The organism is Streptomyces sp. NPDC001415, assembly GCF_053597395.1.
Map to the genome: position 1 here is coordinate 477,969 of NZ_JBSFIE010000001.1, position 22,129 is coordinate 500,097.

Below are 22,129 nucleotides of genomic sequence, written 5' to 3' on the forward strand. Positions count from 1 at the left end.
GGTCGATTCCTTCGGGCATACGGCATGCGCCCAAGGTCGCCACCGCCTCTCGAATCGGACTTGAGTACGGCAGGGGAGAGCCGGGCCGAGGGGCGCTCAAGTCCCATTCGAGTGGGCTCGGTCACGCTCCTGGGCATGACCGACGGACGGCCCTGAAGGGCCGCCCCCACCCCCCAATCGGAGACCCGCCGTGCGCATCCTGTTCACCGCCCATGCGGGCAAGTCGCATCTGCGCCTGCTGATCCCTCTGGCCCAGGCCGCCGTCCGGGCCGGACACACCGTCGCCGTGGCCGACGACGAGTCCATGCGCGAGGAGAGCGAGAGCTACGGGCTCGACTTCTTCCCGGCCGGGTTCGACTGGGCCAAGGACCCCTTCTGCATCGAGGCGATCGCGCTTCCGCTGTTCCGGGCCGACCAGGAGGCGTACGAGGAGGGGCTCGTGGAGTGTGTGCTCGGGCCGCCCGCCCTGGCCGCGGCCCGCGACATCCTGGCCGTCGCCGCCGACTGGAAGCCCGACCTGATCGTCCGCGAGGGCGAGGAGATGGGCGGCCTGCTCGCCGCCGAGGCGCTCGGCATCCCGCACATCGCGGTGGCCGGCGGCTCGACCCACCTGCTGCTTCCCGCGGTCACGCACGAACCGCTGAACAGGCTGCGGGCCGAACTCGGCCTGCCCACCGCCCCCGAGGACAACTCCGCCTACCGGCACCTGCTGGTCAGCTGGCTGCCGGCCGAGTGCACCGGCGACGACCTGGACCCGCGCACCCTGCGCCACTACCGCCAGACCGCCCCCTACCGCAGCGACGACAAGGCCCTGCCCTGGCTCGCCGAACTGCCCGAGGACAGGCCGGTGGTGTACGCGTCGATCGGGACCATGGCTCCGAACATGCCGTGGAAGTCCGACGAAGTACTGCACGCGGTGATCGAGGCGGTCTCGGACCTGGACTGCACGGCGCTCGTCTCGATAGGCGTGGGCCGCGACCCCGAGGAGTTCGGCGAGGTGCCGGAGCATGTGCGGCTGATCACCGAGTGGGTTCCGCAGGACGTGCTCCTGGAGGCCGCGGACGTGTTCATCACGCACGGCGGCCACAGCAGCATCCGCGAGGGCCTGCGCAGCGGTACGCCGATGCTCGTCACGCCGATGTACGACGACCAGCCCAACTCGGCCGAGCACGTCGCCGAGGTCGGCAGCGGCATCAGCCTGCCCGCCTACTGGGCGACCGGCGAGACGGTCGGCGAAGCCCTCGGCCGGCTGCTCACCGAGCCCTCCTTCCGGCGCAGGGCGGCCGCCGTCCGGCGCTCGATCCTCGCCTGCCCGCCGGTGGAGCAGTTGGTCACCGACCTCGAAGAACTCGTCGCCGCGTACGCGGCCCAGGAGGAGACATGCGCGTCCTAGTGACCGCCCTGGTGCCCAGCCACATCGTGCCGATGGTGCCGCTGACCTGGGCGCTGCGGGCGGCCGGACACCAGGTGCTGGTGGCGGGCGACGCCGAGCTCGTGAAGTTCGCGTCCGCGGCCGGCCTCGACACCCGCCTGGTCGGCGGCGGCGAGACCCGCCAGCGCCTGACCCGGCCCGGCGCCGTGGCGATGCCCGACCGCGCGGGCATGGACCGCCGCGCGGACTCCGAGTGGGACGCGGTCGGCGAACGCTGGCGCACCCGGCTCGGCGGCTACGTCGACGACCTGGTCACCCTCGGCCGGGCCTGGGAGCCCGACCTGGTGGTGACCGACCCGGTGGAGTTCGGCGGGCTCGTCGTCGCGGCCGCCCTCGGCGTGCCCGGCGTCATCCACCGCTGGGGCCCCGACGACTTCACCAGCCCGCTGCTTCGCCAGGCCAAGGTCCAACTCCACGACCTGTGCGCCGAGTTCGGGGCCGACGGCTTCCCCGACCCGGCCCTCATCATCGACCCGAGCCCGGCCTCGCTGCTCCCCGAGGGCGACAACACCCCGGGCCTGCTCTCGCGGTACGTCCCGTACTGCGGCACCGCCGAACTGCCCGACTGGGCGGTCCAGCGGCCGGAGCGGCCCAGAGCCCTGCTGTGCCTGGGCATGTGGCACGGCCGGGTGCTCGCCGAGACGGGCGAACTGCCGCTGGGCTTCCGGCACGTCCTGGACGCCTGCACCGAGCAGGGCCTGGACGTGCTGTTCCCGATCGACGCCCAGTACCACGCGGCGCTCGCCGGGATCCCGTCCTCCGTCAAGGTCGTCGACCGCTTCCCGATCGGGCCGGTGATGCGCCACACGGCGCTCGCCGTCCACCACGGCGGCAGCGGGACCAGCATGACGTCGTTCGCCTCGGCCGTCCCGCAGCTGGTGCTGCCCGGCGACAAGCCGTTCCTCCAGACCACCGGCCGGCTCGTCCAGGAGTCCGGATCCGGGCTCAGCCTCACCACCGAGGCCGAGCAGCACGACCCGCATCTCGTCCGGGAGGCCCTCGCGGGCCTGCTTGAGGACGAGCGTCACCGCAAGGCCGCGCTCGACGTACGCGCGGAGATCGAATGCCTGCCAGGCCCCACGGAACTGGTCCACACCTTGGAAGGGCTGATCTGACATGCGCTCACTCACACAGGAAAGGGAACAGGTGCCACCCCCCATGGCAGAACAGCACGGCCCGCCCGCGGTCGTCTTCAAGGGTGTCGTCAAGGAGTACGGCAGCGTCCGCGCCGTCGACGGGATCGATCTGACGATCAGCCGCGGAGAGACGGTCGCCCTCCTCGGCCCCAACGGCGCCGGCAAGTCCACCACCATCAACATGCTCCTCGGGCTCTTCCCGCCGGACCAGGGCACCATCGAGGTCTTCGGCAAGAAGCCCGAACTCGCCATGCGCGCCGGGCACTTGGGGGCCATGCTCCAGGAGGGGAAGATGATTCCCCGGGTCTCGGTGCGCGAGCTGGTCGACTTCGTGCGCCAGACCTACCGCAAGCCGCTGCCGCTCCAGGAGGTCCTGGAGCTCGCCGAGCTCACCAAGATCGCGAACCGTAACGTGGACCGGCTCTCCGGCGGCCAGGCCCAGCGGGTGCGGTTCGCGCTCGCCCTGGCCGGCGACCCGGACCTGGTCGTCCTCGACGAGCCGACCGCCGCCCTCGACGTGGAGTCGCGGCGCGAGCTGTGGGCCGCGATGCAGCGGTACGCCGAGCGCGGCAACACCGTCCTCTTCTCGACGCACTACCTCGAAGAGGCCGACGACAGCGCCGACCGTGTCATCGTCATCGCCTCGGGCCGCGTCGTCGCCGACGGCACCACCTCGCAGATCAAGTCCATGATCGAGGGCCGCACGGTCAGCTTCGTGCCGCGCGGCGCCCAGAACGGCTTCGACCTGCTGCCGGGCGTCAGCTCCGTGGAGTTCCGCGGCGGCCGCGTCCACCTGCGCACCAGCGACTCCGACTCGACGGTGCACGCACTGTCGCGCGCCGACGCCTTCACCGACCTGGAGGTCTCGGGCGTGGGCCTGGAGGAGGCCTTCATCGCGCTCACCCACCAGTCCCGCCACGCGGCCGCCGCTCCGGAAGGACGGACCAACTGATGCTCGGTTACATCCGCCTCGAAATCCTGCGGCTCGTCCGCAACGGCGGCTACCTCATGATGAGCCTCATCATGCCGGTCGGCCTGTACGTCACCCTCGCGGGCGGCGGCCCCGACCAGGAGTCCCTGGTGCGGGCCATGGTCGGCGCGGCGGCGTTCGGCGCGCTCGGCGTGGTCATCACCAACGGCACCGGCATCGCCGAGGACCGGGCGCTCGGCTGGCTGCGCCAGCTGCGGCTCACCCCGCTCTCGCCGGTCCAGGTCGTCATCGCCCGCGGCGCCGTCGCCACCTGCCTCGGCATCCTGCCGATCGTGGTCATCGGACTGATCGGCAAGTTCTACCGGGGTGTCGACCTCTCGCCCGGCACCTGGCTGGAGATCTTCCTGCTGCTCTGGGTCGGCATCGCCCCGCTCGCGATGCTCGGCATCGGCATCGGCTACCTCTTCAAGGCGCAGCTCGCGCAGATCGCCGGCACCGTCTCGTACCTGACGCTCACGCTGCTCGGCGGCTTGATGATGCCGACCGACACCCTGCCCAGCTGGCTGCAGCCGCTGTCGAAGGAGACTCCGGTCTACCGCTACGCCCAGCTCTCCTGGGACGCGGCCGCCAATTCCGCGCCGAGCGGCACCGGGCTCGGTGTGCTCGCCCTGTGGACGGCGCTGCTCGCGGCCTTCGCCGCCTTCGCCTACCGCAGGGGCGGCCGCCGCGCCTGATCCGTACCGCCACCGAAGTGCCCGCGGGGTCGACTCCCTGCGGGCACTTTCGTGTTCGTACCGGACGCGAGTCGCATTCGAGCGGGTGCCCCCACCCTTGCCCTGCCACTGACCGTACGCGATGGAGTGAGGCAACTGAATGCGCGTGTTGTTCGTGGGGCACGGCCCGGCCCATGTCCCCTGGATCATCCCGCTCGCCTGGGCCTGCCGCCTTGCGGGCCACGAGGTGCGGGTGGCGGTGCGACCCCAGTGCGTGGCCCCCGTCACCCGGGCCGGTCTGGTGGCCGTGCCCATCGGCGACGAAGCCGTGGCGGGCGCCGCCGCGGCGAAGCAACTCGGCCTGGGGCCGGGGCGGTTGAAGGCGGCCGCCGAGTCGGTGGCCGTGCTCGACGCCGATCTGAGCGAGGCGCTCGTCGAGAAGATGATCGCCGTCGCCGACACCCTCACCGACGACCTCGTGGACTTCGCCCGCTTCTGGCGCCCGGACATCGTGGTGCACGACACAGCGGCGGCCGCGGGCCTGGTGGCCGCCGCCGCAATCAAGGTTCCGGCGGTCGGCCACACCTGGGGTGTCTCGCTCGGCGTGCACTGCGAGAGCGAGGCGGAGCTGCGGCCCTCGTACGCGAGGCTCTTCGAGCGCTTCGGCGTGGACCCGGTGGTCGGCACCTCGGTGTGGATCGACCCGTGCCCGCCGGGCCTGCGCCCGCCGCACGGGGTACGCCGCGCCAACATGCGCTACATCCCGTTCGCGGGCCCGGCCGCGCTGCCCGCGTGGCTGCGCTCCGAGCGCCCCTCGGGCCGGCCGCTGGTGTGCGCCACCGGGGGCGTCACCACCACCGCCCTGGACGAGGTCCGCGACCACGTGGTCCGCTCCCTCCTCGACCTGGACACCGACGTCGTCCTCGCGGTCACCCCCGAACAGGCGGCCGATTCCGGCCAACTCCCGGACGGCGTACGGATGGTGCAGTCGTTTCCGCTCGACGTGCTGCTCGCGCACTGCGACGCGCTCGTCCACCACGGCGGCGTCGGCAGCGGTCTCATCGCCATAACCCACGGACTGCCCCAGCTGCTCCTTCCGCGCAACGCCTTCCAGGAGCACTGGTCCCATCTGGTGCGCGCGTCCGGCGCGGGCACCGCGCTGCCCGCGGACGCCGAGGAGGGCGCGGTCGGCGCGGCCGTCCAGGACCTCCTGAAGCGGCCCTCGTACCGGGAGCGGTCGAAGGCGCTGCGGGCCGAGACCGACCGGATGCCCACCCCCGACCAGCTCGTGGGCTTCCTGGAGGAGTGCGTCAGAGCCGGTCACACGGACGTTCCCACACCTGAGGAGACAGGAAGACGATGACCGTACTCCTTGAGCCCACGACGGGCACGAACCGCTTCGTGCGGGGCGTCACGATGCACGGCCTGTTCCAGGACGCGGCCCGCCGCTTCCCCGGGGCAACCGCCGTCTCCCATCGGGGAGTTGGCATCTCCTACCGCGACCTCGACGCCGCATCCGACGGGTACGCGGCACTGCTGCAGGCCCACGGCGTGCGCCGCGGGCACCTGGTGCCGGTGCTCATGGAGCGCGGCACCCCGCTGATCGCGGTGCTGCTCGCGCTGTTCAAGTGCGGGGCCGCCTATTCGGTCCTGGACGCCCGGTGGCCCGTCGACCGGCTCGAAGGAGTGATCGACCAGCTGGGCGCGCCGCTCCTGGTGACCACCGTGCGGGGCGACTGGTCCGTGCCCACCTGGGCGCCGCCGGCCGAGGACCTGGCCCTCACCGCGGCGCGCGGGCTGACCCCCGCGCCGGTCGCGGTGACCGGCACCGACGCCTGCTCGGTGTTCTTCACCTCCGGCTCGACCGGCACCCCCAAGGGCGTGGTGTCCAGCCACGAGAACGCGGTGCGCCTGTTCGACGGCGACTTCTACGCCGAGCTCGGCCCCGGCACCGTGATGCCGCAGACCGCTCCCCCGACCTGGGACGGCTTCACCCTGGACTGCTGGAGCATGCTGCTCACCGGCGGCAAGACCGTCCTGCTCGACGAGACGGTCCTGGTGCCGCGCACCCTGCGCGCGCTGATCGCCGAGGAGGGCGTGAACGCCGCGTTCATGACGACGCAGTTGTTCAACATGCTGGTCACCACCGATGTGGGCGCCTTCGCCGGGATGAAGTGGCTCTCGATCGGCGGCGAGCGGGCCGCCCCGACCCGGGTGCGCGCCTTCCTGGCCGAGCACCCCGGCATCCGGCTGCTCAATGTGTACGGGCCCGTGGAGTGCGGGGCCGTCGTCACCGGGCACGAGGTGCGGCCCGAGGACTGCGACGACCCGGCCGGCATCCCGCTCGGCCGCGCGCTGGCGCACACCGACGTGTACGTCCTGGACGGCACCCGGGTGTGCGCGCCGGGCGAGACCGGCGAGCTGTGCCTGGGCGGCCCGGGCCTGGCCCTCGGCTACCTCGGCAACCCCGAGCTGACCGGGGCGGTCTTCGTCGAGGCCGAGATCGGCGGGCGGATCCAACGCCTCTACCGCACGGGCGACTTGGGGAACCGGTCGGCCGAGGGCGTGTTCCACTACACCGGCCGCGGCGACCGGCAGATCAAGATCCGGGGCCACCGGATCGAGCCCGCCGAGGTGGAGCGCACCGTGGAGCGGGTGGCCACGGTGACCGGCGCCGCGGTGGTGCCGATGCCCAAGCCCGACGGCTCCTACCACGGGCTCGCCCTGTTCTACACGCGCGGCGAGGGCGGGACGGGACCGGAGGAGCTGCGCGAACGGCTCGCCGAGCTGCTGCCCGAGTACCTGGTGCCGCGCCGCGTCCAACTCCTCGACCAGTTCCCCCAGTTGGCTAACGGAAAGATCGACCGGCGTGAGCTGGCCGCACGGGTCCGCCCCGACCAGGAGCGCGCCGAGCCGCCCGCCGAGTCGTTCGAGGGCACGGCGGCGCTGGTCGCCGACGGGTTCCGGTCGGTCCTCGGCACGGAGCGGGTGCCGGGCGACGTCTCGTTCTTCGAGCTCGGCGGCAGCTCGCTCGAAGCGGCGGGGCTGTGCCAGCACCTCGACGTGGTGCTCGGCGCGGCCGTCCAGCCCTCGCAGATCTTCCGCACGCCGACCGTGCGCCGGCTCGCGGCCTGGCTGGACGCCACCGCGCGCTCCGCCGAGGCCGCCGACGCCCCGGTGCCGGGCCTGGAGCCCGGCGAGATCCCGCTGCCGCCCGAGCAGTCCGGCTTCCTGTTCGCCGCCGCCCACGACAAGGACGGCCTCGGCGGTCTGTGCCGGATGACCTGGTGGATCGAGGGACCGGTCGACGTCGACGCCCTCACGGCCGCCGTCGGCGATGTCCATCTGCGCCACCAGGCCCTGCACGCCCGGTACTTGATCCGCAACAACGAGATCGGGTACGCGGTGGTGCCGGAGATCCCGGCCGACGCCGAGGTGATCCGGCTGCCCGACGCCGCCGACGAGGAGGCCGCCGCCGCCGCGTGGCTGGCCGCCGCGCTCACCCCGCTCGCCGTGCGGGAGGCGAAGGTGTGGCGGTGCGCGGTCGTACGCGCCGAGGACACCGCACGCACCCTGTTCGGCCTGGTCGCCCACCATGTGGCGTTCGACGGGGCCTCCGAGACAGTGCTCGCCGCCGACCTGTCGCTGGCCTACGCCGCCCGGCTCGCGGGCCGCGCCCCCGCCTTCCCCGCGCCGGCCGCGACCCTTGCCGAGGTGTCCGCCGACCACCGCAGGGTGATCTCCCGGGTGGATCTGGCGGCGCAGGCGGAGTACTGGGAGGACCACCTGGAGCTCCAGGAGCCCCTGGAGCTGCCCGGCCGGGTCGACAACGACCTCAACGCCGGGCCCGGCCACTCCCCCTCGCGCACCGTGACCAACGCCGAGCTCGCCCGCTGGGACGAGCGGGCCCGCGCCCTCGGGACCACCCGCTTCGCGATGCTGGCGGCCCAATTCGGCCTGGTCCTGCGGGAGTTGACCGGTCAGGCGGACATCGCGGTCAAGGTGCCGGTGGCCCGGCGGGGCAGCGAGGTCCTCGCCTCCGCCGTCAGCTGCCGGGTCGACCTGCTGTTCCTGCGCTTCTGGCCGCCGCACAAGGGCGACGGCTCCGGGCTTCTGGAGCAGGCGGTGACCCATGTCGACGAGGCGCTTGCCGCCCAGGAGACCGGCGGCGCCCAGCTGGCCCGCACCGTGGTCCTGACCGGCGGCGGCGAGTCGCTCCGCCCGATGCCGAGCTTCCTGATGCAGGACGACCCGGATCCCAGGCTCGAATTCGCCGACTGCACCGCCGAGTTGTCCCGCATCGGCGCGCCCACCATGTTCACCGAGCTGGAGCTGGACGTCCGCACCACCCCGGACGGCGCCCTGATCACCGCCTCGGTACGCACCGACCGCATCCCGGCCGAGATCGCGGACCGGGTGGTGACCGCGTACACCGAGGGCCTGCGCCGCGGCCCCGACGCACGGGCCGAAGCCCCTGCCGCTCCCATCACATCCGAGGACACCTCATGCGTGTACTGATCCTGAGCAGCCCCGAGTCCACCCACTTCACCTGCATGGTGCCGCTGGCCTGGGCGCTGCGCGGCGCCGGGCACGAGGTCCTGGTCGCCGGGCAGCCCGACATCATCCCGATGGCCCGTTCGGCGGGCCTCAACACGGTCACCGTGGGGCGGCAGTTCTACGGCAAGGACCTGCTCAGCCCGCCGCTGCCGCCGAACAAGCGGCCCATCGAGATCGTCGGGCCGCTCACCCCGAAGATGACCATGATCGGCTCCCGGGTGTGGGTGCTGCACACCCGCTACATGGCGCCCAAGTACCTGGAGGTCGCCGAGGCGTTCAAGCCGGACCTGGTGATCTCGGAGATCTTCGACTGGGTCGCCTGTCTGATCGGCGGCGTACACAAGATCCCGGTGGTCACGCACCGCTGGGGTGTCGACCCGATGAGCCACCTGATGCGGGCCACCGCCGAGGACCTGCTCCAGGGCACCTGCGAGCGCCTCGGCATCGAGGGCGGCCTCCCGAAGCCCGACCTGCTGCTCGACCCGGCACCGCCGCAGCTCCTGGTGGAGGGCGCACCGGCCGGCGCGCCGATCCGGCACATCCCGTTCAACGGCACGGGCCATGTGCCGAGTTGGCTGCGCCGGCGGGGCGACAAGCCCCGGGTCTGCGTGACCATGGGCCGCCAGACCATCTCGCTCGGCGGGCTCCCGATGTTCCGCGGCATCGTCCAGGCCTTCGGCGACCTGCCGGAGACCGACGCGGTGATGACGGTGCAGGAGGAGTTCGTCGACGAGCTCGGCACCATCCCGTCCAACGTCACCATCGTCCCGCCGACGCCGCTCAACGGCTTCCTCGACACGACGGACGCGGTCGTCACCCACGGCGGCGCCAACACCCTGCTCGCCGTGGCCAGTTTCGGCGTCCCGCAGCTGATCATGCCGCAGCTGGTCGACCAGTTCGAGGGCGGCGATCTGCTGGCCGCCGCCGACGCGGGCATGACCCTGCGCACGGCCGAGGCGCAGAACGACCCGGCCCAGGTGGCCGAGGCCGTGCGCACCCTGCTGGCCTCGGAGCGGATCGCCAAGGGCTCGACCGTCCTCGCCGAGACCATGGCCGACATGCCCAGCCCCGCCGCCGTCGTCCGTGACCTGGAGAACCTCCGATGCGCGCACTGATCATCAGCACCCCCGTCGACACGCACTTCCTGCCCATGCTGCCGCTGATCCGGGCGCTCACGGAGGCGGGCCACGAGGTGCTCGTCACGGGGCAGCCCGACATCACCGGGCCCGCCGAGGCCGCGGGCCTGGCCACCGCCACGTTCGGCGAGGCCTTCCACTACAAGGACCTGCGCCGGGGCAGGCGGCCCGAGGGCCTGCGCCCCATCGAGGTGGTGGGCCGCCCGCCGGCCCAGCAGATCGACGGCGCCGCCCAGATGTGGCGCAACCACGCCCCGTACTTCCTGTACGACTACCTGGAGCTCGCCCGCGAGTGGCGGGCCGACCTGGTGATCTGCGACCACATGGAGTTCGCGGGCCCGGTCGTCGCCAAGGTGCTCGGCGTCCCGAGCGTCTGGCACCGCTGGGGGGTGGCCCCCACCACCGCGTTCATGCTCGGCCAGACCCGGATGTGGCTCGGCCCGCTGTGCGAGCGGCTCGGCCTCGACTCCGTCCCGGAGCCGGACCTGATCCTGGACCCGGCGCCGCCCGCGCTCGCGAGCACCGAAGCCCCGGCCGCCCGGCCGATCCGCCCCGTGCCGCACACCGGCGACGGCACGCCCTGGAGGTACGCGGCCCCGCCCGGACGCCGGGTCGCGGTGGCGCTCGGCGGCTACACCCTCGACCTCGACGGCGCCCCGCTGGTGCGCCGGATCGTCGACGCGCTGGCCTCGGCGGGCGGTGTGGAGGCGGTCGTCTCCGCGGCACCCGAACACCGGGCCGCGATCGGCACCCTGCCCGAAGGCATGGCGTACTCCGACGAGACCGCCCCCGGCCTGCTCTTCCCCGGCGCCGACCTCGTGGTCCACCACGGCGGGCCCGGCTCCACGCTCGCCGCGGCCGCGCTCGGCATACCCCAGCTCGTACTCCCCCAGCTCGACGAGACGTTCCTCGCGGGCGACAAGGTCGCCACGGCGGGCGCCGGAATCACGCTGGACACGGCGGAGCGGCAGAACGACCCGGCCCGTCTCATCTCGGCCGTCCGGGCGCTCCTGGTGGAGCCGGAGTACCGCGCGGGCGCCGCGCTGGTGCGGAAACAGATCGAAGCCATGCCGGCGGCGAGTGAAGTCGCCCTTCATCTAGAACAGTTGACGCTGCGTCAGGGGGTGTCCGCGTGAGTGCACAGACAACCGTGGCCGAAGCCGCGAAGGAAGAGAAGAAGCCCAATCCGCACGGGATGACCGACATCCAGGTCCTGGTGTTCATCGTCTGCGCGATGGCCACCATGGTGCTGGCCCTGCTCGACGGCTCGATCATCTCCTCGGCCGTCCTGCCCATCGTGCGCGACCTCGACCCGGCCCACGGCATCGACCGCTTCCCCTGGCTGATCACCGCGTACCTGCTTGCCGCCACGGCCGCGCAGCCGCTGTACGGCAGGCTCAGCGACAGCTACGGGCCGCGCCGGGTCTACCTCGGCGCGCTGGCGGCGTTCCTGGCCGGCTCGGCCCTGTGCGCCACCGCGCAGTCGCTCACCCAGCTGATCGTCTTCCGCGCGGTCCAGGGGCTCGGCGGCGGCGGCCTGATGAGCATGACGCTGATCGTGATCGCCACCCTGTACCCGCCCAAGTCCCGGGCCGGTCGCTCGAATGCGGGCGGCGCCCTCATCGCCGCCGGCCTGATCGCCGGGCCCATGATCGGCGGCCCGCTCAGCGAGAACCTGTCGTGGCGCTGGATCTTCCTGCTCAACGTGCCGCTCGCCGGACTCGCCCTCGCCGGGGTGGCCTGGGCGCTGCGGCTGCCCGTGAAGGGCACGCGGCAGAAGGTCGACATCCTCGGCTCGGTCCTGATCGCGGCGGCCACCTGCGCGCTGCTGCTCGGTGTGAAGGAGTACGGCGACCAGAACTCTTTCTCGGGCCCGGTGCTGCCCTACTTCTACGGCGGCTTCCTGATGGCCGGTGCCTTCGTGGCCCGCCAGCTGAAGGCGACCGACCCTTTGATGCCGCTCGCCCTGTTCAAGGACAAGGTGTTCCGGCCCGCCGCGATCCTCCAGTTCGCGGGCGGCTTCGCACTGCTCTCGCTGCCGGTGTTCCTCATCAACTACCTGAACATCGTGCGGGGCGTGAGCCTGGACGCGGTCGGGCTGCACCTGATCCCGCTCGCGGTCGGCGTGACCCTGGTGTTCATCGGATGGGGCAAGATCATCGCCCGGACCGGCAAGTGCAAGGCCGTCCTGGTCGCCACCACGGCGACGGCGACCGTCTCGGTCGCCGGCCTCGGCCTCACCGTGGCCGACGGCCCGGTCTGGGAGTTCGACGTCCTGCTCCTGCTGCTCGGCGTGGGCCTGGGCGGCGTGACCCAGATCGCGCTCTTCATGACCCAGTCGGCCGCCCCCGCCGACCAGTTGGGCGTGGTCACCACCACCTCGCGGTTCGCCACCATGATGGGCACCACCATCGGCGGCACCGTGCTCGGCGCGGTCCTGAGCGACCGCTTCGCCTCGGCCGCCGGAGCCTCGGGCATCAAGGACCCCGACGCCGCGGCCGCCCAGCTCGCCGGGCTCGACCCGGCCCGCCGCCACCTGGTGACGGACGCCTTCGCGCACGCCACCGGCACCCTGCTCCTGACCGCGGCCGGGCTGCTGCTGCTCGCGCTCGTGACCGCGCTGCTCATGACGGACGTCGACGTGAACACGGTGGCGGACACGTCCGCGGAGGCACCCTCCGACACCGCCACCCAAGAACCCGCCGAAGAGGCCGCCCGACTGTCCGAGGAGGACGACGAAGATGCGCGTACTGATGCTGAGCACCCCCTTCCCCACCCACTTCACCCCCATGGTGCCGCTGGCCTGGGCACTGATGGGAGCGGGCCACGAGGTGATCGTCGCCGCGCAGCCTGACGTCACCGACGCGGCCCGCGCCGCCGGGATCTCGGCCGTCGACATCGGCGACCGCTTCCACGGCCTCGACGTCCTGCAGCGCCATCTCCCGGACGGCGTACGCCCGTTGGAGCTGATGGGCCCGACCCCGCCGGAGAAGATGGCGGGCACGACCAAGCTGTGGGAGACCCACGCCCGCTATCTGCTGAGCTCCTACCTGGAGTTCGCCCGGGAGTGGGGGCCCGACCTGATCGTCTCGGAGCAGATGGAGCTGGCCGGCCAGCTCGTCGCGGGCGCGCTCGGCATCCCGAGCGTGCAGCACCGCTGGGGCGTGGACCCGCTGAGCGGCCCCTCGCGCGCCTCGGCCCGCAACTTCCTGTACGGGACCGCCGAGCGGCTCGGCCTGGACGGCCTGCCCGACCCGACCCTGCTGCTCGACCCGTGCCCGCCCGCGCTGCGCCACCCGAGCGCGGCGCCGGGCGCGCCGATCGGCTACGTGCCGTTCAACGGGACCGGCACCGTGCCGGACTGGCTGCACCGGCCTGCCGCCGACGGGGTGCGCCGCGTCGTGGTGTGCCTGGGCCGCCAGACGCTGGTGCTCAACGGCACCGGCCTGTACCGCTCGATCATCGCGGCGTTCGAGGGCCTGGAGAACGTCGAGGCGGTGGTGACGGCGGACGCCGCCTTCCACGAGGGCTTCGGCGCGGTGCCGGACAACGTGAAGGTCGTCGAGCCGGTCCCGCTCAACCTCTTCCTGCGCGACTGCGCCGCCGTGATCCACCACGGCGGCGCGAACACCACGCTCACCTCCTGCTCGTTCGGCCTCCCCCAGGTCGTACTCCCCCAGATCGTCGACCAGTTCGCCTCGGCCGAGCTGCTCGCCGCGGCCGACGCCGCCCGGGTACTCGGCGAGGCGGCCCCGCAGAACGACCCCGGCCAGATCCGCGAGGCGATCCGGGACGTCCTTGACGACCCCCGTTACCTCAAGTGCGCCCAGGAGCTGCGCGCCGACATGACCGACATGCCGAGCCCGGCCCGGGTGGTGGAGGACCTGGAGCGCCTGGCCGCCGCCTGACCTCAACTTCCTGGCGTAGAGGGGCCCTTGCCCGGAGCACTCCGGGTAAGGGCCCCTCGGCGTGCGCCGGGCCAGTGCGGGCCCGCATCGGCATCTTCAGCCCGTCCGGCGATTGAGGACGAGCGCCCCCACCAGCCCCGCGCATGCGGAAAGGGCCCGCCGACCGGAGTGGTCGGAGGGCCCCTTCGGGTCCCGGCGTCCGTACGGCTCAGCCGCGGCGCTTCTTGAGGGCGTCGCCGCCGAACTTGACGACGAGGCAGACGACGACGGTGACGGCGAGGCCGATGATGAGGTGGCTCATGGTGTCCTCCAAAGGACGGTTGCGGGTGGGGGGTTGGATGGTGCGGCGGAAACTCGTGGTGCCGGTCAGGCGTGCGCGGCGGTGCGCTGGGCGCTGAGGACCGCCCACAGCGCGCCCGGGGTCGCGAAGGTCGCGGCCGTGAGCTTGTCCTCGGGGATCTCCACGTCGTACTGGTTCTCCAGGCGGACCAGGAGCTCGATGGTGGCCATCGAGTCGAGGCCGACGGCCTTGAGGTCGAGCGCGGGGTCCAGCGGGCCCGTGACACGCGGCAGGACCGAGGTCAGCAGCTGCTCGAAGCCGGCGTCCCACGAGACGTCAGTGGTGGTCATGGCTCAATCTCCTTACGGGATTACGGGGATGGGGACTCGGGGAGTCGGTCACTTCTGTTCGCGGCGCAGCCGCTGCTTGTCGGTCTTGCCGTTCGGGGTGAGCGGGAGCTCGTCGAGCAGGTGGCAGGCGGCCGGGACCTTGGCGGCCTCCAGGCGCTCCGTCAGCTCGGCGAGCACCTCGTCGGCCGTCAGCTCGGTGACGGCGTACAGCGTGAGGTCGTGGCCCTCGGCCGGGGCCAGGGCGGCGGCGGCCGTGACGCCCTCGATGTCCAGGGCGGCCGTCTCGATCTCCAGGGTGCCCATGCGGACGCCCTTGCGCTTGAAGAGGTCGTCGCGGCGGCCCTCGAAGTAGAGGTGGCCGTCCTCGTCGAGGTGGCCGTAGTCGCCGGTGTGCAGGGTGACCTCGCCGGTCACCGGGTCGGGGCGGAACCGCAGCGCGGTCTGCTCCGGGGCCTGCCAGTAGCCGGTCATGATGTGCGGTCCGCGTACGCAGATCTCGCCGACCGTGCCGGGCGGCAGGAGCCGGCCGTCGTCGTCCAGGATCAGCACCTCGGTGCCGTCCAGGGCGCGGCCGACCGAGCCGGGGCGTTCGAGGTCGCCGTCCGGTTCGAGGACGGTGATGCGCTTGCACTCGGTGGTGCCGAACATCGGCGACACCTGGGCCCCCGGGAACGCGGCACGCAGCTGCGCGATGACGGGCCCGGTGAGCGCGGCCCCGGTGTTGGTGAACAGCCGTACCGGGGGCGCCTCGCGGCGGTCCCGCCTGGACAGCGTGAGCAGCATCTCGCCGAGCGAGGGCACCAGCGGAACGACGGTGACCCCGTGCTCGTGCAGGGTGCCGAGCAGCCGTACGTGGCGGTCCGGCGAGGTGAGCACCACCTGGGCGCCCGCGATCACGGAAAGCAGGATCTGGTAGAGCCCGTAGTCGAAGGAGACCGGCACCGCGACCAGGACGACGTCGTCCTCGCGGTAGTTCAGCCGGGCCTGGATGGCGCGGGCGGCGAAGACGATCGGGGCGTGCGTGCTCACCACGGCCTTGGGCGCCGAGGTGGAGCCGGAGGTGTAGATGAGCAGGCCCAGGTCGTCCGGGGCGACCGGCGACTCGTCGACAGCGGCGGGCACGGCGTCGTACAGCGCCTCGGCACCGCGCCGCACCTCGTCGAGTTCGAAGACCGGACGCTCCGTCAACTCCCGCAGGATCGCGGTGTCCTGGGCGTCCTGGCCGATGACCAGGACCGGGTCGCAGTCCGGCACCACGGTGTTCAGGTGGAAGCGCTTCATCGCCGGGTTGACCGGGACGAAGGCGATGCCGCGGCGCAGCGCGCCGAACATCAGGGCGGTGAATTCGCGGGTGTTGCCGACGCGGACCAGGATCCGGTCCACGTGTCCCACACCCTGGGCGGTGAGCCAGTCGGCGTACGCCCGTGACCAGGCGTCCAGTTCCGCATAGGTCCACACACCCGAGGCGTCGCGCACCGCGGGGGCGTCGGGCCGGGCGGCCACGGCCGCCGCGAGCAGTCCGTGGACGGTATCGGTGCCGGTGTCCGCGGCAACCAGCGTCTGAGTCGTCATCCAGCAACCTCGTGGTCATCGGAACGTTTGTTGGTCACCCGAGCGTGAGGGGGGTGCCTCGCCCCCGGGTCGAGCGGCGGTGGACCCTGGCCCTGCGGGCCGGCGCCCTGCACCCTGCGGGTCGTTCTTTGGGTGCGGCTCCTTCGTGGCTGGTCGCGCAGTTCCCCGCGCCCCTAGGGGGGTTCATCTAGCCTCCCTCGGATCTTGCTCGAATCCATCACAACTGGCCTAGCTCGCACTGCACTTGAGCCGCGCTGGAGCGATCGGGGCCTGCCCGGGACTCAAGTCCGGTGCGAGGAGGCCGCCCCATGGTGTCGCCGGGCAGCAAGCCCCCATGGTGACGACCCCGCCGCGACGACGTCCGACGGGGAAGGAGGCAGCGCTAAATGAACGCGGATTCCCGGCAGACCGGCAGCCAGGGTGCGGACGGCTCGGCAGGTGAGCGGCCGCTGGACTTCGGTGTCTTCTTCTTCGCCGCGGTCGGCGACCGGGCTGAGGAGACCTACCGTCTGATGCTGGACGCGGCCCGCCGCGCCGACGAGCTGGGCTTCGGTTTCGTATCGACGCCCGAGCGGCACTTCCACCGGTTCGGCGGTGCCTTCCCCAACCCGGCGGTGACCTCGGCGGCCATCGCCGCGGTGACCAGCCGGATCCAGATCCGGGCCGGCAGCGTCGTGACGCCGCTGCACCCGGCCGCCCGCATCGTCGAGGACTTCGCGATGGTGGACGGCATCTCGGGCGGCCGGGTCGCGATCTCGGTGGGTTCCGGCTGGAACGTCAACGATTTCGTGATCGCGCCGGAGAAGTACGAGACCCGGCGCGAGCAGATGATCAAGGATGTCACGGACATCAGGACCGCCTGGCGCACCGGTCACTGGACCGGCCCCAACCCGCTGGGCGCCGAGACCACGCTGCCCGTCTTCCCGCGCCCGGTGCAGGACGACCTGTCGGTGTGGGTGACGGCGTCGCGCAGCGAGGGCACGTTCCGCGAGGCGGGGCGGCTCGGCTGCAACATCCTGACCCACCTGGAGAACCAGGACGTCGAGTCGCTCTCCGACAAGATCGCCCTGTACCGGACGGCTCGCGCGGAGGCGGGCTGGGAGGGCCCGGGCAAGGTCACCGTCATGATGCACACCTATGTCGCCGACGACGCGGACGAGGCCCGCCGGGTGGGCGGTGGGGCCCTGCGCGACTACCTGCTCTCCGCCATCGACCTGGAGGCCCTCGCGGTCGAGGCCGGCGGCCGGATGAGCGGCAACAAGCAGGGCCGCGAGGTGCTGTCCGCCGTGAAGGCCCAGCGCAAGCTCGCCGAGCTCGGCGTCAACCGCTATCTGTCCGGGAACTCGCTGATCGGCTCGGTCGAGGAGTGCGCCGGGACCGCCCGCCGGGTGCGCGCGGCCGGCGTCGACGAGATCGCCTGCCTGGTGGACTTCGTCGCCGACCCGGGACTCGTGCTCGCCTCCCTGGAGCGCGTCGCCGCGGTCCGCCGCGAGGCCGCCGCCCCCGCCGAGCCGGTCCTGGCTGCCTGAACCCCGGCCACCCGATCCCCGGGCGGCGCGCCCGCCCCCGACCCACGCAAGAGCCTCTCCTCATCCTTGACCAGGATCCGTTATCAGGAGGTTGTCCATGCCGACGATCCTCGCCGTCTCCGGCAGTCCGTCGCCGGTCTCCAGCACCCACCAGGTACTCACCCTCGCGGCGGACCGGCTGGCCCGCCGCGGGCACCGGGTGGAGCCGCTCGCCGTGCGCACCCTGCCCGCGGCCGAACTCCTGCGGGCCGAGGTGAACCATCCCCAACTCGCCGACGCGGCCGAGCAGTTCGCGAGGGCCGACGCCGTCGTCCTGGCCACCCCGGTGTACAAGGCGGGCTACTCGGGACTGCTCAAGTCCTTCCTGGACGTACTGCCGCAGTTCGCCCTCGAAGGCAAGGTCGTGCTGCCGCTGGCCACCGGCGGCTCGCTCGCCCATGTGCTCGCCCTCGATTACGGGCTGCGCCCCGTGCTGATGTCGATGAAGCCGCGAGCGGTCTCGGAGAGCTTCTTCGTGCACGCCGGCGGCATCCGCAAGGGCCCGGGCGGCTTCGCGGGCCTTGAGCCCGACACCGAGACCCTGCTGCACGAGGCCACCGACAAGTTCGCCGACCTGGTGGAGAGCCTCACCGAGGCCGCCACCCCGACCGTCCGGCTGGTGCCCGCCGCCTGACCGAATCGCCGTACGGCCCATCGCCGTACAACGAATCGCTGTGCCAAGAATCGCTGTGCAACTCACCCCATTCATGTGCCTGTTGATGTGTCGACCACGACGCAACCACGACAGAAGAGGACTCCATGAAGGCTCTGGTTCTGAGCGGCGGTACGGGAAGCCGACTGCGCCCGTTCAGCTACTCCATGCCCAAGCAGCTCATCCCGATCGCCAACAAGCCCGTCCTTGAGCGGGTGCTCGACAACATCCGCGACCTCGGTGTCACCGAGATCGGGATCATCGTCGGCAACCACGTCGAGGAGATAGCCGAGGCGCTCGGCGACGGGTCCCGGCTCGGCGTCGAGATCACGTACATCCCGCAGGAGAGCCCCAAGGGCCTCGCCCAGTGCGTGCAGCTCGCCCAGGACTTCCTCGGCGACGACGACTTCGTGATGTACCTCGGCGACAACATGCTCCCCGAGGGCATCACCGAGGCCGCCGCCGAGTTCCACGCGCTGCGCCCGGCCGCCCAGGTGCTCGTCGCCCAGGTCGAGGACCCGCGCGCGTTCGGTGTGGCCGAAGTGGACGCGACCGGCGTCGTGGAGCGGCTCGTCGAGAAGCCCCCGGTGCCGCGCTCCAACCTGGCGCTCATCGGCGTGTACTTCTTCACCCCGGCCATCCACGAGGCCGTCGACTCGATCGTGCCGAGCGCGCGCGGCGAGCTGGAGATCACCGACGCCATCCAGTGGCTGGTGACCAACGGCCAGACCGTCCGGGCCCAGGAGTACCGCGGGTACTGGAAGGACACCGGCCGCGTCGAGGACGTCCTGGAGTGCAACCAGATGCTCCTCGACGGCATCGAGCGCCGTGTGGAGGGCGAGGTCGACGACCAGAGCGTGCTGATCGGTGCCGTGGTCGTCGAGCCCGGCGCGAAGATCACCCGCTCCTTCGTGGAGGGCCCCGTCGTGATCGGCGCGGGCACGGTCCTGGAGGACAGCCACGTCGGACCGCACACGTCCATCGGCCGGGACTGCGTCCTGTCCGGCACCCATCTCGACTACTCGATCGCCCTGGACGGCGCGACGATCTCCGCGGTGCGGGGCCTGCACGGCTCCCTGCTCGGCAGGTCCGCCGCGGTCACGGGCATCGACCTGGCAAGCCGCCACCACCGCCTGGTGGTCGGCGACCACACCCGCGTGGAGGTCGCGGCATGACGAACACGGACACGGAGAGCGCGGAGAAGAGCGGCATGAACAAGATCCTGGTCACCGGCGGCGCGGGCTTCATCGGCTCGCACTACGTGCGCACGCTCCTGGAGGGCGGCTACGAAGGGTACGAGAACGCCGAGGTCACCGTCCTCGACAAGCTCACCTACGCGGGCAACCGCGAGAACCTGCCCGCCGAGCACCCCCGCCTGACCTTCGTCGAGGGCGACATCTGCGACCTGCCGCTGCTCCTGGAGCTGTTCCCCGGACATGACGCGGTCGTCCACTTCGCGGCCGAGTCCCACGTGGACCGCTCCCTGGAGTCGGCCGCCGAGTTCATCGCGACCAACGTCGGCGGCACCCAGAACGTCATGGAGGCCGCGCTGCGCGCCGGCGTCCAGCGTGTCGTGCACGTCTCCACCGACGAGGTGTACGGCTCCATCGACGAGGGCTCCTGGACCGAGGAGTGGCCGCTCCTGCCCAACTCCCCGTACGCCGCCTCCAAGGCGGGCTCGGACCTCATCACCCGCGCCTACTGGCGCACCCACGGCCTGAACGTGTCGATCACCCGCTGCTCCAACAACTACGGGCCCTACCAGCACCCCGAGAAGCTGATCCCGCGCTTCGTCACCAACCTGCTCGAAGGCGAGACGGTCCCGCTGTACGGCGAGGGCGCCAACATCCGCGAGTGGCTGCACGTCGACGACCACTGCCGCGCGATCCAGCTCGTCCTCACCAGGGGCCGGGCCGGCGAGATCTACAACGTGGGCGGCGGCAACGAGCAGACGAACCGTCAGATCACCGAGCGCCTCCTGGAGTTGACCGGCAACGACTGGTCGAAGGTGGTCCGGGTCGCCGACCGCAAGGGCCACGACCTGCGCTACTCGCTCAGCGAGGCGAAGATCGCCGAGGAGCTCGGCTACACGCCGCGCATCTCCTTCGAGGACGGCCTCGCCGAGACCGCCGCCTGGTACCGCGACAACCCGGGCTGGTGGAAGGCGGTCAAGCACGCGCCGCAGGAGGGCCAGAAGTGACGCTGCTCAACGATACGGCGCCCGCACCCCAGGTGCTTGTCGTGGGCGCCGGGCCGGTCGGGCTGAGCGCCGCCCACGAGCTGGCCCGGCACGGCGTGCGGGTCCGGCTCGTGGACGCGGCGGCCGGCCCGGCCACCACCAGCCGGGCGCTCGCCACCCACGCCCGCACCCTTGAGACGTACGACCAGATGGGCATCCTGGACGAGCTGCTTCCGCGCGGCCAGCGGGTGGAGCACTTCACGCTGCACCAGAACGGCCGCCGCCTGATCCGCTTCGACACGGACTACAGCCGGCTTCCCACCCGCTTCCCGTTCACGCTGATGGTCGACCAGGTCATCACCGAGGAGGTGCTGCGCACCGCGACCGCCCGCCGGGGCGTCGAGGTCGAGTGGGGCGTACGCCTCACGGAGTTCGAGGACCTGGGCGCCGAGGGCGTACGGGCCCACCTCGTCCACACCGACGGCCGCACGGAAACCGTCGCAGCCGACTGGCTGGTCGGCACGGACGGCGGCCACAGCACCATCCGCAAGCAGCTCGGCCTCAAACTCGAAGGCGAGTCGAGCGAGACCTGGCTCATCGCGGACGCGACCGTCCACTGCGACCTGCCCAAGGACAGCATCCACTGGATGCGCACGCCCACCGGCACCGTGATGATGGTGCCGTTCCCCGAGCCCGGCAAGTGGCGCCTGCTCGACACCGCGGAGACGTCCTACGGCGGCGACGACGCGATGGTGGCCCGGCGCTTCTCGGCGAAGATCAGCACCGGCACGGGCAAGCCCGCGGTGGTCGAATCGCCGTCCTGGGTCTCGGTGTTCACCATCCAGCAGCGCATGATCGGCCAGATGCGCAACGGCCGGGTACTGCTCGCCGGTGACGCGGCGCACGTCCACAGCCCGGCCTCCGGGCAGGGCATGAACACCGGTGTCCAGGACGCGGTCAACCTGTCCTGGAAGCTCGCCACGGTCCTGCGCGGCGAGGCCCCGGAATCGCTCCTGGACAGCTACAGCGACGAACGCGTCCCGGTGGGCGCGGAGTTGCTGCGCACCACCAAGATGGCGACGATGCTGGTGCAGCTCAAGAGCCGCAAGGCGGCGGCCGCGCTGCGCGCCGCGTTCACGGTGCTGCGCTCGCTGCCGCCCGTCAAGGGCCGCATCCAGCGCAAGATCATGGGCGGCATGTCGGCCCTGGGCCTCGGCTACGCGGCGGGCCCCCTGGCCCACCCGTCGGCGCCTTCGGAAGGCGTCCGCCCCGGCGAAAGGGTCGCCCGCGTCACGACACCCGACCTCGCCACCAGCCCGGGCTGGCAAGAGGTGATCGCCGAACTCCAGCACCCGCAATGGCTGTTGCTCACCTTCGGCGAGGCCCCCGAGGACCGCTACGGCCCGTCGGTACGCATCCGCACGGTGAACACCCCCGGCCCGGACACCCTGTCCGACCCGGCCGGCCATCTGTCCACGGCCTTGGGCGCCCCGGAGGGCACCTGGCTCCTGATCCGCCCCGACGGCTATCTGGCCGCGAGAGGCACAGCAAAGGAGTCCCCGTCGACCGCACTGACCTCTTTGGGAATCCACCCCGTCGAATCCCATCAACTGGCCAGCTGACCAAGCTGATTGGGCCCGCCACCGGAAGCAGCATCCGGGGGGCGGGCCCAATGTGGTGTGCGGGGAGCGCCCGAAGGGGCGCGGGGCTGTGCC

At 72.0% G+C, this 22,129-nt stretch carries 17 protein-coding genes; 15 read left to right on the forward strand and 2 right to left on the reverse strand.

What is annotated here, in order from left to right:
- Positions 1–190 precede the first annotated feature (190 nt).
- The 10 genes from ACWC2B_RS02095 to ACWC2B_RS02140 all read left to right on the forward strand — a co-directional run bounded on the left by ACWC2B_RS02095 (position 191) and on the right by ACWC2B_RS02140 (position 13,813).
- A complete protein-coding gene (locus ACWC2B_RS02095) occupies positions 191–1,393 on the forward strand; it encodes a glycosyltransferase (protein WP_450714491.1) in 1,203 nt (400 codons plus the stop codon).
- The gene (locus ACWC2B_RS02100; protein WP_450714492.1) at positions 1,381–2,547 is read left to right on the forward strand and encodes a nucleotide disphospho-sugar-binding domain-containing protein; all 1,167 of its coding nucleotides are present in this window, start codon (positions 1,381–1,383) and stop codon (positions 2,545–2,547) included. Before ACWC2B_RS02095 ends, ACWC2B_RS02100 begins: the two co-directional genes overlap by 13 nt.
- Before the next feature lie 43 nt (positions 2,548–2,590).
- A complete protein-coding gene (locus tag ACWC2B_RS02105; protein WP_450714493.1) occupies positions 2,591–3,520 on the forward strand; it encodes an ABC transporter ATP-binding protein in 930 nt (309 codons plus the stop codon).
- Positions 3,520–4,233, forward strand: coding sequence for an ABC transporter permease (locus ACWC2B_RS02110; protein WP_161254873.1), 714 nt, complete (start codon positions 3,520–3,522; stop codon positions 4,231–4,233). The genes ACWC2B_RS02105 and ACWC2B_RS02110 overlap by 1 nt, the downstream gene beginning before the upstream one ends.
- 139 nt (positions 4,234–4,372) lie before the next feature.
- Positions 4,373–5,575, forward strand: coding sequence for a nucleotide disphospho-sugar-binding domain-containing protein (locus ACWC2B_RS02115; protein ID WP_450714494.1), 1,203 nt, complete (start codon positions 4,373–4,375; stop codon positions 5,573–5,575).
- Complete coding sequence (locus tag ACWC2B_RS02120) at positions 5,572–8,730, forward strand: AMP-binding protein (RefSeq protein WP_450714495.1); 3,159 nt, start codon at positions 5,572–5,574, stop codon at positions 8,728–8,730. Before ACWC2B_RS02115 ends, ACWC2B_RS02120 begins: the two co-directional genes overlap by 4 nt.
- Positions 8,718–9,884, forward strand: a complete 1,167-nt coding sequence (locus tag ACWC2B_RS02125) for a nucleotide disphospho-sugar-binding domain-containing protein (protein ID WP_450714496.1) — start codon at positions 8,718–8,720, stop codon at positions 9,882–9,884. Before ACWC2B_RS02120 ends, ACWC2B_RS02125 begins: the two co-directional genes overlap by 13 nt.
- Positions 9,872–11,041, forward strand: coding sequence for a glycosyltransferase (locus ACWC2B_RS02130; protein WP_450714497.1), 1,170 nt, complete (start codon positions 9,872–9,874; stop codon positions 11,039–11,041). Before ACWC2B_RS02125 ends, ACWC2B_RS02130 begins: the two co-directional genes overlap by 13 nt.
- Complete coding sequence (locus ACWC2B_RS02135; RefSeq protein ID WP_450714498.1) at positions 11,038–12,759, forward strand: MFS transporter; 1,722 nt, start codon at positions 11,038–11,040, stop codon at positions 12,757–12,759. The genes ACWC2B_RS02130 and ACWC2B_RS02135 overlap by 4 nt, the downstream gene beginning before the upstream one ends.
- On the forward strand, positions 12,647–13,813 hold the full coding sequence (locus ACWC2B_RS02140) for a nucleotide disphospho-sugar-binding domain-containing protein (RefSeq protein WP_450714499.1): 1,167 nt from the start codon (positions 12,647–12,649) through the stop codon (positions 13,811–13,813). Before ACWC2B_RS02135 ends, ACWC2B_RS02140 begins: the two co-directional genes overlap by 113 nt.
- Before the next feature lie 366 nt (positions 13,814–14,179).
- Here the strand turns inward: ACWC2B_RS02140 and ACWC2B_RS02145 are convergent, their stop codons facing one another.
- Together ACWC2B_RS02145 and ACWC2B_RS02150 are read right to left on the reverse strand one after the other, a co-directional pair.
- The gene (locus ACWC2B_RS02145; RefSeq protein ID WP_450714500.1) at positions 14,180–14,443 is read right to left on the reverse strand and encodes a phosphopantetheine-binding protein; all 264 of its coding nucleotides are present in this window, start codon (positions 14,441–14,443) and stop codon (positions 14,180–14,182) included.
- A gap of 48 nt (positions 14,444–14,491) precedes the next feature.
- Positions 14,492–16,015 carry a class I adenylate-forming enzyme family protein gene (locus ACWC2B_RS02150; protein WP_450714501.1) on the reverse strand — a complete coding sequence of 508 codons (1,524 nt, stop codon included), beginning with the start codon at positions 16,013–16,015 and terminating at the stop codon, positions 14,492–14,494.
- Positions 16,016–16,401: 386 nt separating this feature from the next.
- Between ACWC2B_RS02150 and ACWC2B_RS02155 the strand changes: the two genes are divergently transcribed.
- From ACWC2B_RS02155 to ACWC2B_RS02175, 5 genes are all read left to right on the forward strand, one after another.
- Positions 16,402–17,544 (forward strand): MupA/Atu3671 family FMN-dependent luciferase-like monooxygenase, encoded by a 1,143-nt coding sequence (locus ACWC2B_RS02155; protein WP_450714502.1) that lies wholly within the window; start codon positions 16,402–16,404, stop codon positions 17,542–17,544.
- A 97-nt stretch (positions 17,545–17,641) separates the two neighbouring features.
- Positions 17,642–18,217, forward strand: coding sequence for an NADPH-dependent FMN reductase (gene ssuE / locus ACWC2B_RS02160; protein ID WP_450714503.1), 576 nt, complete (start codon positions 17,642–17,644; stop codon positions 18,215–18,217).
- A 125-nt stretch (positions 18,218–18,342) separates the two neighbouring features.
- Complete coding sequence (locus tag ACWC2B_RS02165) at positions 18,343–19,410, forward strand: glucose-1-phosphate thymidylyltransferase (protein WP_450714504.1); 1,068 nt, start codon at positions 18,343–18,345, stop codon at positions 19,408–19,410.
- Positions 19,407–20,435 carry a dTDP-glucose 4,6-dehydratase gene (gene rfbB, locus ACWC2B_RS02170; RefSeq protein ID WP_450714505.1) on the forward strand — a complete coding sequence of 343 codons (1,029 nt, stop codon included), beginning with the start codon at positions 19,407–19,409 and terminating at the stop codon, positions 20,433–20,435. The genes ACWC2B_RS02165 and rfbB overlap by 4 nt, the downstream gene beginning before the upstream one ends.
- Entirely contained in the window at positions 20,432–22,036 is a 1,605-nt protein-coding gene (locus ACWC2B_RS02175; protein ID WP_450714506.1) for an FAD-dependent oxidoreductase, read from the forward strand. The genes rfbB and ACWC2B_RS02175 overlap by 4 nt, the downstream gene beginning before the upstream one ends.
- The last annotated feature ends 93 nt before the right edge of the window (positions 22,037–22,129 follow it).